This is a genomic window from Floridaenema evergladense BLCC-F167 (assembly GCF_041929205.2).
GTDB lineage: Bacteria > Cyanobacteriota > Cyanobacteriia > Cyanobacteriales > Aerosakkonemataceae > Floridanema > Floridanema evergladense.
In genome coordinates this window covers 1,748,892-1,765,104 of record NZ_CM171625.1, presented here as the reverse complement: position 1 = coordinate 1,765,104, position 16,213 = coordinate 1,748,892, and the positions used below count along the sequence as shown (strand labels likewise).

Here is a 16,213-nt window from a genome sequence, read left to right as displayed (position 1 = left end):
GCTAGCTTACTTGGATTTCCAGCCATGTCATCTCATCAACCTCCTGCCCATCTCCGTTATCTGAAAGCAAGACTACGCCCTTTACTCCGTCCTCAAGTTTGGGGAACAATTCTGTTTTTATTGGCGGTGAGTACCCTCGCCGGAATTTACTTTGCCCATTTAGAAGAGTTTACAGCTGAGGAAAATCAAGATAATCCTACTCTGAGTAACGATAAGAGTGCTGAGAATCAGACTGCACAATCGAATATAAATCCAGAAGATAGAGCGATCGCAGCTGATATCGATATCTCTACTGTGTTAGAAAATGATTTAGCTACTAATACCGAAACCTTGGATGCTGCACCAGATAAACCAAGGGAAAATATATTTGAACAATACATGAAGCAAAGGCAAGCTAAAGATAAAGCTGCTACTTCATCTGGAGAACAAGCAAATCAGCAAGCCGGAAATTTAGACTATAATCCCTTTTCAGTCAAATTTTCCCCGCCAAATAGTGCTGGAAGAAATAATGCAGAAACTTCGACAAATTCCTTCCTTCCTAACCTGTCGGGTAATAATTCTTCGGGACTAAACTCAACCAATAGCACAAGTACAAGTTTAAATAATACTAATGCTTTGCAAACGGCATTAGACCGTGCTAATGGTTATAGTCGAGGGACAAATGTTGATGCTAATGGTAATGCAATTAATCCATTACAAGCAGCACTCGATCGCCAATCCCTAGCACAAACTAACTATAATTTAATAGCACAACCCAATCAATTAACTCCCTTATTAGGCACAGTCCCTTACACAGGAGTAACTACAATTATTCCTAACTCTGGAGTTCCTATCCAAGGAACCGTTCCTCTGACACCTTATTCTAATATTTCTGGGAACGCGACTCAAACAATACCAATTCCGACAACTGGTGTAACATCAAATATAAACAATCCTGGGTTGACAAATAATCCAATTAATTCCTATACTTACCTCAATCAACCCCAAGTACCAAATACCACCCAAACATTACCCAGCACGAGTGGTGTAACTAATTCTAATATTCCTAATTCGGCTGTTCAAACAACACCAAATCAAGTACAAAATACACCAGCACCTTTCTCAATTCCTAATAATCCTCCCGGAAGGACTATCGGTGGTGGTCAAATTAATACTTTCTCAAATCCTTAAACTTGTGGCTTTTATCGTTGTGGAGAGTTGGTAGTAGATTGACTTGTGATTAAAAAACTAGAAGCCCAGTCTGTTCAAAAACTGGGCTTACCAAGTTTAATTAAAGCGATCGATCACCGCCTGAGCAAATTCCGAACACTTCAAAGGTGGTTCTACAGGAGGTTCCATCAACCTTGCTAAGTCGTAAGTAACTTGACGGTTAGAAATCGCCCCACCAATACCTTTTTTAATTAGATCGGCAGCTTCTTGCCAACCCAAAAACTCAAACATCATTACCCCAGAAAGGATAACTGAACCTGGGTTAATCCGATCTAAACCTGCGTGTTTGGGTGCAGTACCGTGAGTCGCTTCAAAAATCGCACATTCATCGCCAATATTAGCACCGGGACCCATGCCTAAACCACCGACGATCGCAGCAGCAGCATCAGAAAGATAATCTCCATTCAGGTTCATGGTTGCCAAAATGGAATACTCATCAGGACGAGTTTGAATTTGTTGGAAAATACTGTCAGCGATGCGATCGTTCACCATCACTTTATCTTTCCATTTTCCACCACCATGAGTTTCCCAAATTGCATTTAAAACCTCTTCAACTTCCTGGCAAACTTGCGCTTTCTTTTCTTCAGTTAAAGCATCATAACCAGGATCGATTTGACGGGCATTATCTTCAATAGAAAGGTCGGGTTTTCTTTCTTTATTGCTAAGAATCCAAGATTCCCGTTCCGTCACACATTCAGCACGAAACTCACTAGTCGCTAACTCGTAACCCCAGTCACGGAAAGCGCCTTCAGTGTATTTCATAATATTGCCCTTATGCACCAAAGTTACTTGTTGCTTATTTTTGGGCAAAAGTAAAGCTTGCTTAATAGCGCGACGGACAAGACGTTGAGAACCAGTTTTACTAATTGGTTTAATGCCAATTCCAGAATCTAGACGAATTTGTTTGTTTCCATGTTCGGGAGTAGCCGGAATCAAATCATCATTTAAAATGTGGATTAACTTTTGAGCAATTTCCGTACCTTCGCGCCACTCAATACCCAAGTAAATATCCTCGGTATTTTCCCGATAGATAATCACATCTAATTTTTCGGGGGTTTTGTGTGGGGAAGGCGTACCGGAGTAGTAGCGACAGGGACGAATACAAGCGTAAAGGTCGAAAATCTGCCGCAATGCCACATTGAGAGAACGAATACCACCACCGATCGGAGTTGTCAAAGGCCCTTTAATCGCCACACCATATTCTTTAATTGCGGTTAAGGTGTCTTGGGGCAAATACTGGTAAGTACCGTAGAGTTCGCAAGCCTCGTCACCAGCATAAACTTTAAACCAGCTGATTTTCCGTTTGCCACCGTAAGCAGCTTCTACCGCTGCATCAAAAACCTGTTGCGCTGCGGGCCAAATATCCACACCTGTACCATCGCCACGAATGAAGGGAACGATCGGATTATCGGGAACAATGGGTTCACCATTCTTGAAAGTAATGCGTTCACCTGTTGTTGGGGGTGTAATTTTGTCGTACATAATGCACTAATACATCCTAAATAGCACAATATTAGAAAAGCATAGACGATACACCTAACGGTACGCTTCGCGAACGCACTGTTTGGTATTGTCAGGTACACTGTCCTTGGTGAAGGGCGAATATTTAACAATGATTTCAGGTATTTACACTTTAGCCCAGTTACAAGAAGCGATCGCAAAGACCCCAGATCGATGGCGACCATTAGTATTTACCAATGGTTGTTTTGATTTACTCCATGTAGGTCACATTCGTTACTTACAGGCAGCCAAATCCTTGGGGCGATCGTTAGTTATTGGGTTAAATAGCGATCGATCCGTGCAAACCATTAAACCAAACCGCCCTGGTATGCCACAGCGACCAATAATACCAGAAATTCAAAGAGCCGAACTACTCACCGCCTTAAAACCCGTAGATGGAGTAGTAATTTTTGCCGAAATCACCGCAACTCAACTCATAACCGACCTAAAACCTGATATCTATGTCAAAGGAGGCGACTACACTCTAGAAACTCTCCCCGAAGCAACCGTAGTGCAAGCTTATGGTGGACAGGTAAAACTAATTCAAATAGAAATACCCACCTCTACCACAGGAATAATCGATCGCATTCTACAAGCAAAAGAAGGCAGAGGGGCAGGGGAGCAGGGGAGCAGGGGAGCAGGGGGGCAGGGGGGCAGGGGAGCAGGGGAGCAGGGGAGCAGGGGGGCAGGGGGGCAGGGGAGCAGGGGGGCAGGGGAGCAGGGGAGAATTTAAAACTTAAAATTCTCCAACTCTTCTTAACTCAAAATTCAAAACTCAAAACTATCTCAGTCCCAATATCATCAACTAATCACCAAAATAAACCAATGAACCATGAACGATACTGATATAGCGCTATTAAAATCTGAACGCGATATTAACTACACTCACCTAGAAGCATTGCTGAAAGCACAAAACTTTCAAGCTGCCGATAAAATGACTCTAGAAAAGTTATGTGAATTAGCGGGAGTGGAAGCAGTACAAAGAAAATGGTTGTATTTTACTGAAGTAGAAAACTTTCCCGTTACTGATTTACAAACCATTAATCAACTGTGGTTGAATTACTCAGAAGGCAAATTTGGGTTTTCTGTGCAAAGGGAAATCTGGCTTTCTTTAGGAAAAAATTGGGAAAAACTATGGCCTAAAATCGGCTGGAAAACAGGCAATAATTGGACAAGATATCCCCATGAATTTACCTGGGATCTAAGTGCGCCCAAAGGACACTTGCCTCTATCTAACCAATTACGAGGGGTGAGAGTCATGGCTTCCTTATTATCTCATTCAGCTTGGACGACTTGAGGCTGGGGACAAGGGGACAAGGGGACAAGGGGACAACTCAGATCTTGCACCATTCTCAACCAGCCTTGAAAAACCGGGTTTCTTGACGGAAAATCTAGGGTTTCAGGGTTAGTTATTTGCAAGAAACCCGGTTTTTAGCCCTGGTGCAAGATCTGAGACAAGGGGAAATTCATTAACTCAAAACTCAAAACTCAAAACTTTCCTAGTCCCCAATCCCCAATCCCCAAAATTTATTACTATTTTCTAAAAAGATGTTTATCTGGAAGATTATTGGGGAACTTTAAGAATAGCTACAAGCCGTCAGGCAGCAGCTAGTAAATTTCACCTTAATTTTAAGCGGGTAGCAGTTGGCATGGTAAGCCCTGAAAACAATCTATTTTTAGGTTTGAATGGTGTTACACCTCAAGCAACAGAACAACAACGCCTCAAAGCATTAGCAGAATCTGGACTACTGCAAGCAGAAAACATCCTAATTTTCGATGAGGCGACACAGACAGCAGCCCATTTCTTAGATGCACCGATCTGTATTTTGGGCATTATGGACAAAGATCGGCAAGTGTTCAAGTCTGCTGTTGGTTTATCGCGCTTGGGTTTAATGAATCAGTTGGCAACATCTCGTCAGTTGTCGCGATCGGAATCTTTTTGTACTTATGTAGTAGAGAGTCAAAGAGTTTTGGCGATTAATGACGCGATCGCCGAGCCAAATCTTGTTAAAACTTTATTAGTGCAGCATTACGGTATCCGCGCCTATTTGGGAGTACCACTATTAGTCGCTAGCGGTCATTGCTTGGGTACTTTAGCAGTGATGGATAGAGTAGTACGTAACTTTTCTAGCAAGGATATCGAATTTTTAGAACTCATGGCTCGCTGGATTATGAGTGAGTTTGAGCGGAGTCGCTTGCAAGCTGGTGCTGAACCTCCAGGAGTAATAGTGAATTTAAACACCCAAATCCTTTCCTCATCTCAATCTGGCGAACAGTTAGCAGCTAATCAAATTCAAGTCAAACTGTTAGGACAAATCACTCAGGAACTCAGAACACCCCTAACCTCGGTTCTGGGAATGGCAAGCGTTTTAGGTAGAGAAATTTATGGCCCTTTGACAAAAAAACAACGGGAATATTTGGAAATTATCCAAAACAGCGGTCAATATTTGCTGTCTTTAGTTAACGAAATTTTGGCTTTGGGTGAACTAAATGCAGAAGATCCAAAATTGAATCTTTCAGCAACAGATATTGAAATGCTCTGTCAACTGGCAAGCAATTCTTTGGAGGAGGCGGCTAATCGCAGAGGACAAAAAATTCGGGTTTCTGTGGAACCGGGTAATCGGATTTGGCAACTAGATAAGGAAAAGGTAAGACAGATGCTTTATCATCTGGTGTCTAGTTTGCTGAAATCGGCGGATACTGGCTGTGTGATTCGGGTTCATGTGTCTCGGAAAAATCAAGGGTTAAATATTGCGGTTTGGGTTTCCCATCCTTGGTTGGGAGATAGTTTGCCTCATGTGGAATCTTTCTTGCATCAATCTTCAATGAAGACGATTCCTGTGATTTCTGAAAGTTTACCTGCTGAGGTGGAAGCGGAAGAAGGTTGGTCAACTTTGGTGATTCCTTCTGAACAAGAACATCCGCACATCGAATCTTCTTCATCTATTGATTTTTCTGATTTTGATGAACAGGTAATGGCTACTGATGAAGAAGTAGAAATTTCGTCGCCTGCTTTAAATAATGAATCTTGGGAAAACTTAGGTTTGTTGCTCAGTTGTCACTTAGCGCAGATGCAGGGTGGTTATATCTCGATTCAAGGTTCGCCGGAGTCGGGTTATCGCTATGTGATCCTGTTGCCCAAAGTTATGCCTGTGGATGAGTAAGTTAAGAATTTAAAATACGATATGCCAAATACTTCTGAAGGATCGGCTGTTTCACAATTTTGTAATGGTTGGTCTACTTCAGCTATACTGCTTTGGTCATTGGTCATCGATCGAGAAAATAGCTGTTGACGAATGACAAATGACAAATGACAGATGACAGGTAATTTATGAATTCTGCTTGGCAACAAATCACTTTGTCTAATTTGCCTTTGGATCGGTGGCGGAGTGCCAGCTATTTGTACCAAATAGTGGGTTGTTTAACTCCTTGGCGCAGGGGTAGCTGGCTAATGCAGTGGGGAGAGGCACTGGGGGCTTTATTGGTTTGTCTGGTGTTTGCTCTGGCTCCGTTTGTGTCTAACGATCTGGTGGGCTTGCTTCTGTTGGCTAGTGGTGCTTTCTGGCTGCTGCTGACGTTATCGGATGAGGCGGGTGCTGGTGTGACTCCGATTCATTTGCTGGTGTTGTTGTATTGGGGTATTTCTGCGGTAGCAACGGCGATGTCGCCTGTGAAAGCGGCGGCGCTGGTTGGTTTGGTGAAGTTGACGCTGTATCTGCTGTTTTTTGCGTTGATGGCGCGGGTTTTGCGATCGCCTCGTCTCCGTTCTTGGATAATTACTGTGTATTTGCACGTAGCTTTGGTTGTCAGCATTTACGGGTTACGGCAATGGATTTTTGGTGCTGCACAGTTGGCGACTTGGGTTGATGCAGAATCGACTTTAGCTAAAACGACGCGAGTTTATAGTTATTTGGGTAATCCTAATTTACTGGCTGCTTATTTGGTTCCGGCGATCGCTCTTTCAATTGCTGCTATTTTCGCTTGGCGAGGTTGGATTTGTAAGGCTTTGGCTGTGGTGATGTTTGGGGTTAATTCCTTTTGTTTGATATTAACTTTCAGCCGGGGTGGTTGGATTGGTTTTGTGGTGATGTTTTTCACTTTTTTGTTGTTGTTGTTTTACTGGTTTAGTGTTAATTTGCCCCCGTTTTGGCGCACTTGGTCGTTGCCTATTTTGTTAGGAAGTATGGCAAGTTTTGTTGTGTTGGCGGTGCTGTTTGTGGAACCTGTGCGCGATCGGGTTTTGAGTATGTTTGTCGGTCGGGAAGATAGTAGTAATAATTTCCGTTTAAATGTTTGGGCGGCGGTGAAGGAAATGATTGCCGATCGTCCGATTTTAGGTATTGGCCCTGGTAATACTGCTTTTAATAAAGTTTATCCGCTTTATATGCGTCCTCGTTTTACTGCTTTAAGTGCTTATTCTGTGGTGTTGGAGGTATTGGTTGAAACTGGGTTTATTGGTTTATTATGTTTCCTGTGGTTGCTGTTAGTTACTTTTAACCAAGGTTGGCAACAATTACGCCGTTTAAGAGAGTTTGGTAGTCAGCAAGCTTTTTGGTTAATGGCGGCGATCGCTAGTCTTTTAGGTATGTTAGCTCATGGCACTTTTGATACGGTTTTGTATCGCCCAGAAGTTAATACTTTGTGGTGGTTTATGATTGCTTTGATTGCCAGTTATTACACTAATTTGCGACAGGGGATTAGGGACTGGGGACTGGGGACTAGGGACTGGAGATAAGCAGGGGAGCAGGGGAGCAGAGGGGCAGGGGAGAATAAAATTATCATCTTGTCACCTTGTCACCTTGTCACCTTGTCACCTTGTCACCTTGTCCCCTTGTCCCCTTGTCCCTCACTACCAAGTTACTCGGTCTTTCAATTTTTCTAATAATCTTGGGCCGATGCCGGGGATGCGATCGAGATCTTCCAAAGAATTAAACGGTTTTTGTTGTCTAGCTTTAATAATTTCTTGAGCTAATTTTGGCCCGATTCCTGGTAATGCTTCTAATTCTTGTTGAGTTGCGGTGTTAAGATTAACTTTGGGAAGGTTTTGATTTTGGGGAATTGTGGGCGAATTTGAGTTTTGTGAAACTGGTTTAGATGCGGTTTCAATTTGTGGGCATTGTTGCTGTTGAGTTTTAATTTTTTGCTTGATTCTATCTGGTAAACCGAGTTGAGCATCGGTATAAAGTCGATCGAATTCTCTTTGAAAATGGGCGGCTACTTTGGGGCTTTGAATTATTACTAAAGTTTCGTCGTTATTACTATTTGCTGCTTCCGACCAATTGTGAGAACCTGCGATCGTAATTTTGCCATCAATAACCGCAAATTTATGATGCAATAAATCCCCTTTTCTTAACAAAGGTGTTCCCACAGTGTTAATCGGATTTTGCCAAGGTCGATTGTTGATTTCGTATTTACAATCATTGACTAAAGCTACACCCATCATATCTAAACCTTCACTGTAATAACGATAGGCAAAATCCGGCTCAATTAAAGTTCTAATTTTGATGTTTTGTTGATGATTTGTTTCTAAAATATTGGCTAATTGTTGTTCGGAAAAGACGAATAAGGCTAGATCGATCGATTCAGTAGCAGCAGCTAAAGTTTTACCAATTAACCCATTGCTACTTTGTTCCCAAGGGATTTTTTGAGAAGTAGGTGAAAATTGCACGGAGATGTTAACAGTTCCCAAATCTACTATTTGTGGAGAACGATAAGGTTTTTTTACTCCAAATTTACTATCTGGTTTTCCTCCTACTCCGTCTCCCCACATCAAATTAAATTCTTCGGTAAAAACCTTGGCTAATTCAGGACTATTGATTTTGAATAAACTATTATCATTTCCTAAACTGTCAGGATTTTGCAAATCTCCGTGAACGTCGGAAGTTGTAAAATTAGCTGAAGTTATAATTGATATCCGATTATCAACAACTACAAATTTGTGGTGCATTAAACCGCTACCAGCTGAACCATCGGCAGTGTCATCAATTATTGGCACTTTGGCATTTTCTAAAATTACTAAAGCATCTTTCTGATTAATTTCTGCAACATCTAATTTTTCATCTTCGTTTTGGTCTACAAGTTTGCGGTATTCTTTGTAGCGGTCTTGTTCTCTAGATGGCAGTTTTGCGATTTCATCTGCGGTAAACTTACCCCAAGGACGACTGTAGTTATTTTCCAAAATTACTCTCACTTTAACTCCGGCTTTTTGGCGATCGACCAATGCTTGAGCAATTTTAGGTAAGCGTAATTCTTGAACTGCTACATCTACTGTAGATTTAGCACTGGCAATAGTATCAACTATAACTTGTTCTAAATTATCTCCTGACCTTATTTGTTGACGATAAGGTTCGACATATTCAGGTAACTGTGCGTGATTGAAATATACTTGAACAAAGGGATCTTGGGGTAAAGGAGTAAGTTTTTGAGTTTGGGGAACTGCTTTTTGGCAAGCTGAGAAGAAGAATGCCAAAACAATTGCCGGAAAAAGTTTTGGGAGATTACAATTAGGTAAATGCAACATCGCTCATCAAAGACAATATTTGAAGTAAATTTCATTACCTTCCATTAAGCAAAATAATATCAGATTTGGGTACTAAATTGGGATCTGCCGTACTTATGGTGATAATAATGAAGTAGGGTAGGGGCAATTCATGAATTGCCCCTACTTTGGGTACAAATCTTTAGGTACAAATCGATCGCTAAATAACTTAAGTTAGAATCATCGTTATATTCTAAATTTTTGTTAAAGCTGCTAGAGTTGAAAATATGCAAATTTATTTAGATTACAGCGCTACAACTCCGCCCCGTCCAGAGGCGATCTCACTGATGCAACAAATCCTCACTCAACAGTGGGGAAATCCTTCGAGTTTGCATGAGTGGGGTCAAAGGTCAGCAACGGTTTTAGAACAAGCGAGAATGCAGGTAGCAGGGTTAATAAATGCGCCTGCTGATGGCATTATTTTTACTTCTGGCGGTACGGAAGCAGATAATTTAGCAATTATGGGTGTGGCGCGATGTTATTCTCAACCGCAACACATTATTATTTCTAGTGTGGAACATTCGGCGATTTCTGAACCTGCAAAGTTGCTGGAAAATTCGGGTTGGGAAATCACTCGTTTACCTGTGGATAATTTGGGTTGGGTAAATCCAAATGATTTGCAAAATGCTTTGCGATCGAACACGGTTTTAGTTTCAATTATTTATGGTCAAAGTGAAGTAGGAACTTTACAACCAATTGCAGAATTGAGCGAAATTGCTCGTTCTCATGGAGTATTATTTCACACTGATGCCGTGCAAGTTGCGGGAAGATTACCGATCGACGTGCAAAAATTAGGGGTAGATTTGCTTTCCCTTTCTAGTCATAAAATTTATGGGCCTCAAGGTGCGGGTGCGTTGTATGTACGTCCGGGTGTGGAGTTGGTGCCTTTGTTGGGTGGTGGAGGTCAAGAAATGAAATTGCGATCGGGAACTCAAGCTGTACCAATAATAGCTGGTTTTGGTGTGGCAGCAGAATTGGCGGCGCAGGAAATGAGTCAAGAAACACCGAGATTAATTCGGTTGCGCGATCGCCTTTTTGACTTATTATCTCATGTGGAAAATCTGCAATCTACCGGACATCCTTGGCAACGTTTACCTCATCATCTAAGTTTTTGTTTACCAAATGCTGATGGGGAAAAATTAAGCGGAAAAACGATCGTTCGCCAATTAAATTTAGCCGGAATTGGTATTAGTGCTGGTGCTGCTTGCAACAGTGGTAAACTTAATCCTAGCCCAATCCTATTGGCAATGGGTTACAGCGATCGAGCGGCAAAAGCTGGAATTCGGCTGACTTTAGGACGTTATACTACAGAAGAAGATGTAGATTGGACGGCAATGGTTTTACAGCAAGTTTTACAAAGGTTGACTCCTGAACCAGTTTTATCTAAAGTCTAGTTGTTACCTCTGCACTTACTGTAAGTGGTTCCATTTGTATAAATTAAATGGGTAATCATGTTGCCAATTTGTTCAGCTTTTTTTGCCTCAAATTGTTTATTGAAAAATGCGATCGCCCCGACTAACTTAGCTCAATCTCCTAATGTTTCAGTAGAGCAGGATTTTTGTCAAGGTAAACGGGATTATTTCAATTATAAATTAAACAATGCTTTGGCAAATTTCTATCAAGCTTTACGCCGCAATCCTAATTATGCAGATATTTATTTCTACCGAGGTAACAGCTATGTGTTATTAGGAAATTTACCGAACGCTTTCGCCAATTTTAATTTTCTTTTGCGGTTAAAACCAGATTTTCCTAATGCTCATTTAGTTTATGCTAATCGGGGAAGTGCTTATGCGCGCTCGGGCAATTATCGGGCAGCTATTGCTGATTATACCCAATCAATTAAACTTAATAATTCTACTCCTTTAGTCCGAGAAAATAGAGGATTTGCCAACTATTTTTCAGGTTATCCGCAAGCAGCGATCGCTGATTTTCAAGCAGAAGCAAGATTATTTACATTTAAATTTGCTCAAATGATGGAGTTAATTCAAGCAGTCCAACAAAAAGACGAAAGCAAATTAAAAACCAGTTGGCCGATTATTGCTCCAAACAAAAGACAAGAAATGAAAGGCTGTTAAAATTAAGGAGTTAAAATTTAAAATGGTGGAAGTGGCGTTTCTGAATCATACTATTGATGATAATAAGATAACCTGAAACCCAACTACAAATCCTCTATGTTGGAACTTCCCAAAACTTTAGAAGAAGCGATCGCTCAAGCTCAACAAGCTACCCTAGCAGCGATCGCCGATGGACAAACTAGAATCCAAGTGGAAATGGTATTTCCCGAAATTGCCTTACAAGCGCAGTCGATCGCGCTACAATTTCTCCCAGTATTCGATAATCTGCCAAATTTCCAGAAAAGCGAAGACTCCGAAGCAAAAACTCATCCGCAAGTAAAAGTGTTTTTCCCAGATGCAGGTGCAGCAGCGTTGGCGCGACGCGACTGGGGGAAAGAAATTCCCTACAAATTGGAAGATATTGGTTTAGGTAAATTGCCAATTCAAAGCAAAATTGCTGCGGAAGATGATGTATTTCTGCTAGTCGATCCCAGTTCTGTAGAAGTGGGGGAAGTGGAAAAAATTTGTCAAGCAGTTGGCGATCGACCTGTAGTTTTACTCAACCCCCACTTAGAAGATGCAGGTACAGTAGGAATTGGATACGCCGCCCGTCAACTACGGCAACGTTTACTAAGTACGCTGTTTTCCTGTTACTATGTTCGACCATTAGAAGGCGCAGCAATTTTCCGTTGTTATCCCAGTTTATGGCAAGTTTGGTTAGAAAATCAGGGCGAATATCAATTACTAATGGAACTACCGAAAAAACCTGTTGGTGAGGAGATCGATCGAATTTTAATGACAGCAACTCAACCAACAAATGGCAATTCCGGTGATGCCCCAAAACCGAAAAAACCTGGAATTTTCGCCAGTATGCAGCGCTTCTTACGTGCTTTAAATAACTAGGGTTTGCTGAAAAAAGGTAAAAGGTAAGATATGCAAAGATTTTACCCATTTTTTGTCCACAATAAATGCAAGGCTATCACAATCTTTTAGTGCAAAAACCTTGCCTTTTTGGGGAAAATTGTAGGGACACGGCATCATTAATATTTGCAACTCCTGCGTTATCTTTTGAATGCCGTGTCCCTACCCTCACCAACTTTTAACTTGAAATATACTCATACAATTTATCAGTCATCCGAATCGGCGTTACATCTAAATAAATATTGATAACTGTATAATCTTCACTGCCAGAAACACTGGTGGAATATCCCAGGGTGTCAGTTCCCTTACTGAACTTAAATTCAAAACCTAATTCGGGTTTTTCATCTTCGGCAACATTGGTAAATGCTAACCCAATTATTTCTTTGCGATCGCTGTCAATTAAGTTAAACATTAAATCCAATAAAGCTGAATTTGCCAAAATGTCAGGATACAATATTTGATGACTATTAAGTTGCTCTTTTAGATTATTTGGTTCTACTTTAGTTCCCGCTAATTTTAGCGGATGAACAATAACTTCTTTCGTTTGCAAATTAAATTTATCACCCCGATCCAAATAAGTTAGCTTCACATCTTTGATATTAAACTCTTTAATACTTGGGTTAGTAGAAGCAGCAGAAAGATCCATGACTAAAGCACCTTTATAACCAATAACTTCAGCCATGTTATTCTTCACTACTAAAGCGGTATTTTCATCTACACCAATTCCTAGACTGTAGCCTTTACTTTTCATTGCGACTAAGGAACGAGCAAATCTTCCCCGAATAAAGAAATGCTGATCTATGAAAATATCATTGCCGATAAAACCTAGTCCTTTGTCTATTTCTTTACCTTCGGTTACTCCATACTTTAAAACTTTTAAATTACTGGCATCACGAAACATAGTATTGCTCATAATTGCTGCACCTGCACTCGTTCCAGCAATTACACCGCCTTTTTTATAAATTTTCCAAATTGCATCTAATAAAGGTGTTTTTTCCCCAGTTTTGCTATAAAGCGCCTGTGTAATTCTTTCTTGGGAACCGCCTGTAAAGTAAACTCCTTTACAAGCTTCTACTTTCTTAATTAAATCGGAATCTTTAACAGCTTTCTGGTAATCCACATCGATATTTTCTACAGCAACGGGGAGAAAAATTGGCTCAGCACCATATTTTTTTAATGCTTCTACTGAATAGTTACCATTTTTAATGGGATTACTACTAGCTGTTGGGAAAACTGCAATTTTAGCGCCTTTTCCTCCAGCTAATTCAATAATTTTCTGGAAAACTTCGCCATTATCGTAACGGAGATTACCTCCAGCAATTACTAATGAAGGTGAAGATAAGGGAGATGATTTCACAGTTATTGCTATTTCTTTAGGATTTGCTAAACTAAGAGGAATTACTCTAATGAGTATGGCGATCGCTACAATCACAAATACAAACCATGACCGCTGATTCATTTTCCTTAATTGTTGCTCTTCAAATATTGACACCCTGATTTCCGTAGATTATACCATATTCATTAATTAAATTAAAAGTTCCATCTATTTGTTATATTGATTAGTTTAAAAATGAACTCCCAAATTACCTTATTCCCTCACGTTTCGCCTTGGCTTTACTGGTCGCTTTTCCCGGTTCATCGAATTTTTCTCAGCTTGTACTTTGGCAAAATTCTCATTAAAGGCGAGGAATATTTACCAGAATTTGGCCCGGTGGTGATGGCACCAAAACACTATAGCCGTTGGGACCCATTATTAATTAGTTTACTCAGTAGAGAACCCCTGTTTTTCATGACCAATGCTAATCAATTTTCAGGAATTCAAGGTTGGTTTATTCAGAGATTGGGAGCTTTCCCAGTTGACTTAAATCATCCTACTGTATCGAGTATGCGTAACGCAATTGAGTTGTTACAAGCTGGGAAAAAGTTGGTGTTATTTCCTGAAGGGGGAATTGTGCGCGATCGAATTTTGCGATCGCTCAAACCGGGATTAGCTAGACTAGTCTTACAAGCAGAAGCAAAATTACCTCAACCTACCTCCATTCCCATTATTCCCATTACTTTAAAATATCAACCTAGTGCTAACTTCTTAGCCAATGTGTTCATCAACATTAACCCACCAATTTACAGCCGAGATTATCGTCAAGAAAATGACAAGCAAACAGCCATTATCTTAACCGAAGTCTTAGAAACTTCGTTAATCGAAGGGTTAAAAAGGGGGTAAAATTTGTCCCCCTTATTCGGAAGAGAACTGGGCAAGGTCTATATTTGATTAAAGCAGAGCTTTATTAACAGCAGTTTAAGCTGAAGTTACTTTTCCCTTTTGTAGTCTAAACTTCTTGTCTATCAGCAACTAAGCTGCTTCCACAAATTTAATTTTTAGATAATCCTCTTCCATTGTGGCTCCAGAAGGTTGTAAAGTTGCTAAAGCTTGAGGTAAGACTAAATTACGGCGATGATTGCCAATACGAATATTTAGTTCATCTCCGGTTTTACTTAATTGTACTTGGTCTTTGGCAATTCCCGGTAAGTACAATTCTAAAGTATATCGATTTCGGTCTTGGACAACTTTAACTGTTGTTTCCTGGTAATAAACCTGGGCTGGGTCTTCATCTTTATACAACGTATCTTTCAATCTTTCCAAAGCTGCTAAACCGCACATTTCTTCTGAAAATAACGGCACTTCTTTCACAGGTAAAGGATGGAAATTTTCGTGGATTTCCTGACGATATTGTTGTTGGTTTTCCTTCCACCTTTGGAAAAATGGATCTTGCACTTCACTGGGAAGAATGCGATTAGCAATTATTAAATCTGTAGAAACATTGTACAAACTTAAGTAAGCATGGGCGCGTAGGGATTCCTTAATCACCATTTTTTCGGGATTTGTTACTAAGCGCACAGAAGTTTGGTTATTATCAACTAAGATCTTTTCTAGTGCTTCGATTTGCTGATAAAATTCGTAGGGCGCGTCCATTACTTCTTTATCAGGTAAAGAAAAGCCTGCGATCGGGCGAAAAATTGGCTCAACCAAAGGTCTGAGTGCAACCGAAATCCCCTGCAAAGGTTTGTAAAAACGGCGCATATACCAGCCACTAACTTCCGGCAAACTCAGTAATCGTAGCGCAGTCCCAGTGGGTGCAGAGTCAATAATTAATACATCGAAATCACCCTCATCGTAGTGGCGTTTCATCCTCACCAAACCGAAGATTTCATCCATCCCCGGTAAAATTGCCAATTCTTCCGCTTGCACCCCCTCCAAACCCCTCGCTTGTAAAACCTGCGTGATGTAACGCTTCACTGCACCCCAGTTTTGTTCCAATTCCACTAAAGCATCCAGTTCCGCACCCCATAAATTAGGACGCACTGCTTTAGGTTCATGTGCTAATTCCATATCAAAGCTATCTGCTAAGGAGTGTGCGGGGTCAGTGCTTAAAACCAAAGTCCGATAGCCGAGTTCCGCACAACGCAGTCCAGTAGCAGCGGCGACGGAGGTTTTTCCCACGCCTCCCTTTCCAGTCATGAGAATTAAACGCATAATTTTCCTCTGTTGCCTGAGAATTGTTTACATTTATTTACTTTATCGATTATGGGGCAGAAATAGGTGCTGTTTGAGGACATCTAACCGCGAACAGTTCCAATAGTCGATATGGGAGACAATTAAACCATCGGAGTTCAGCTTTAATTCACTCCACCCAGAAATGCTAATCCGAGGTTTCCAAGGTAATGGAGTAGTCCAGCTTAACGTCCAACGAGTTTCGATCGCATCTCCCTTACGGCTAATCTCATGTAAATCAAGTTGCGGCTGAATAAACCAAGTGCGGATAAAGCCAATCATTTGCTGATACCGCTTGATTCCCCGAAACTGATTCATCGGGTCTTGAAAGTAAACTTCTTCCGCATAAATACTGTAAGTCTGGTCTAAGGGAAATTTTTGGTAGTCTTGGCGCAAAATTTCGATAATGTCCATTGCAGAGTCAAATTTTCTAGGTATTAT

Annotated in this window: 12 protein-coding genes and 2 pseudogenes; 9 read left to right on the top strand and 5 right to left on the bottom strand. The window is 40.8% G+C overall.

All coding sequences use genetic code 11. The features are described 5' to 3' along the window. The first annotated feature begins 24 nt into the window (after positions 1-24). Positions 25-1,170 (top strand): hypothetical protein, encoded by a 1,146-nt coding sequence (locus ACE1CA_RS08385; protein ID WP_486517717.1) that lies wholly within the window; start codon positions 25-27, stop codon positions 1,168-1,170. Positions 1,171-1,266: 96 nt separating this feature from the next. Here ACE1CA_RS08385 and ACE1CA_RS08380 read toward each other — a convergent pair whose 3' ends face one another. Then, on the bottom strand, positions 1,267-2,691 hold the full coding sequence (locus tag ACE1CA_RS08380) for an NADP-dependent isocitrate dehydrogenase (protein ID WP_413277609.1): 1,425 nt from the start codon (positions 2,689-2,691) through the stop codon (positions 1,267-1,269). A gap of 130 nt (positions 2,692-2,821) precedes the next feature. Here ACE1CA_RS08380 and rfaE2 point away from each other — a divergent pair. The 4 genes and pseudogenes from rfaE2 to ACE1CA_RS08360 all read left to right on the top strand — a co-directional run. Further along, positions 2,822-3,307: pseudogene (gene rfaE2, locus ACE1CA_RS08375) on the top strand (D-glycero-beta-D-manno-heptose 1-phosphate adenylyltransferase); the annotation flags it as partial. Between the two features lie 249 nt (positions 3,308-3,556). Continuing rightward, positions 3,557-4,006, top strand: a pseudogene (locus tag ACE1CA_RS08370) (GUN4 domain-containing protein); the annotation flags it as partial. Between the two features lie 352 nt (positions 4,007-4,358). Beyond that, a complete protein-coding gene (locus ACE1CA_RS08365) occupies positions 4,359-5,873 on the top strand; it encodes a GAF domain-containing sensor histidine kinase (protein WP_413277610.1) in 1,515 nt (504 codons plus the stop codon). A 167-nt stretch (positions 5,874-6,040) separates the two neighbouring features. After that, entirely contained in the window at positions 6,041-7,444 is a 1,404-nt protein-coding gene (locus tag ACE1CA_RS08360) for an IctB family putative bicarbonate transporter (RefSeq protein WP_413277611.1), read from the top strand. Positions 7,445-7,558: 114 nt separating this feature from the next. Here the strand turns inward: ACE1CA_RS08360 and ACE1CA_RS08355 are convergent, their stop codons facing one another. Beyond that, a complete protein-coding gene (locus ACE1CA_RS08355) occupies positions 7,559-9,229 on the bottom strand; it encodes a DUF655 domain-containing protein (RefSeq protein WP_413277612.1) in 1,671 nt (556 codons plus the stop codon). 245 nt (positions 9,230-9,474) lie between these two features. On the opposite strand from ACE1CA_RS08355, the gene ACE1CA_RS08350 reads away from it, so the two are divergent. The 3 genes from ACE1CA_RS08350 (at position 9,475) to ACE1CA_RS08340 (ending at position 12,204) form a co-directional block, all read left to right on the top strand. Further along, entirely contained in the window at positions 9,475-10,641 is a 1,167-nt protein-coding gene (locus tag ACE1CA_RS08350) for a cysteine desulfurase family protein (RefSeq protein WP_413277613.1), read from the top strand. Between the two features lie 57 nt (positions 10,642-10,698). Further along, positions 10,699-11,322: a tetratricopeptide repeat protein gene (locus tag ACE1CA_RS08345; protein ID WP_413277614.1), complete on the top strand. Its 624-nt coding sequence runs from the start codon at positions 10,699-10,701 to the stop codon at positions 11,320-11,322. Positions 11,323-11,418: 96 nt separating this feature from the next. After that, positions 11,419-12,204, top strand: coding sequence for a DUF1995 family protein (locus ACE1CA_RS08340; RefSeq protein WP_413277615.1), 786 nt, complete (start codon positions 11,419-11,421; stop codon positions 12,202-12,204). A gap of 196 nt (positions 12,205-12,400) precedes the next feature. Here the strand turns inward: ACE1CA_RS08340 and ACE1CA_RS08335 are convergent, their stop codons facing one another. Then, positions 12,401-13,681, bottom strand: coding sequence for a cyanophycinase (locus ACE1CA_RS08335; RefSeq protein WP_413277616.1), 1,281 nt, complete (start codon positions 13,679-13,681; stop codon positions 12,401-12,403). A 111-nt stretch (positions 13,682-13,792) separates the two neighbouring features. Here ACE1CA_RS08335 and ACE1CA_RS08330 point away from each other — a divergent pair, with 111 nt between their 5' ends. Then, positions 13,793-14,443: a lysophospholipid acyltransferase family protein gene (locus tag ACE1CA_RS08330; RefSeq protein WP_413277617.1), complete on the top strand. Its 651-nt coding sequence runs from the start codon at positions 13,793-13,795 to the stop codon at positions 14,441-14,443. 129 nt (positions 14,444-14,572) lie between these two features. On the opposite strand, the gene ACE1CA_RS08325 is transcribed toward ACE1CA_RS08330, so the two are convergent. Continuing rightward, the gene (locus ACE1CA_RS08325) at positions 14,573-15,754 is read right to left on the bottom strand and encodes a TRC40/GET3/ArsA family transport-energizing ATPase (protein ID WP_413277618.1); all 1,182 of its coding nucleotides are present in this window, start codon (positions 15,752-15,754) and stop codon (positions 14,573-14,575) included. Between the two features lie 42 nt (positions 15,755-15,796). Continuing rightward, the gene (locus tag ACE1CA_RS08320; protein WP_413277619.1) at positions 15,797-16,186 is read right to left on the bottom strand and encodes a C6orf136 family protein; all 390 of its coding nucleotides are present in this window, start codon (positions 16,184-16,186) and stop codon (positions 15,797-15,799) included. Positions 16,187-16,213: the final 27 nt, after the last annotated feature.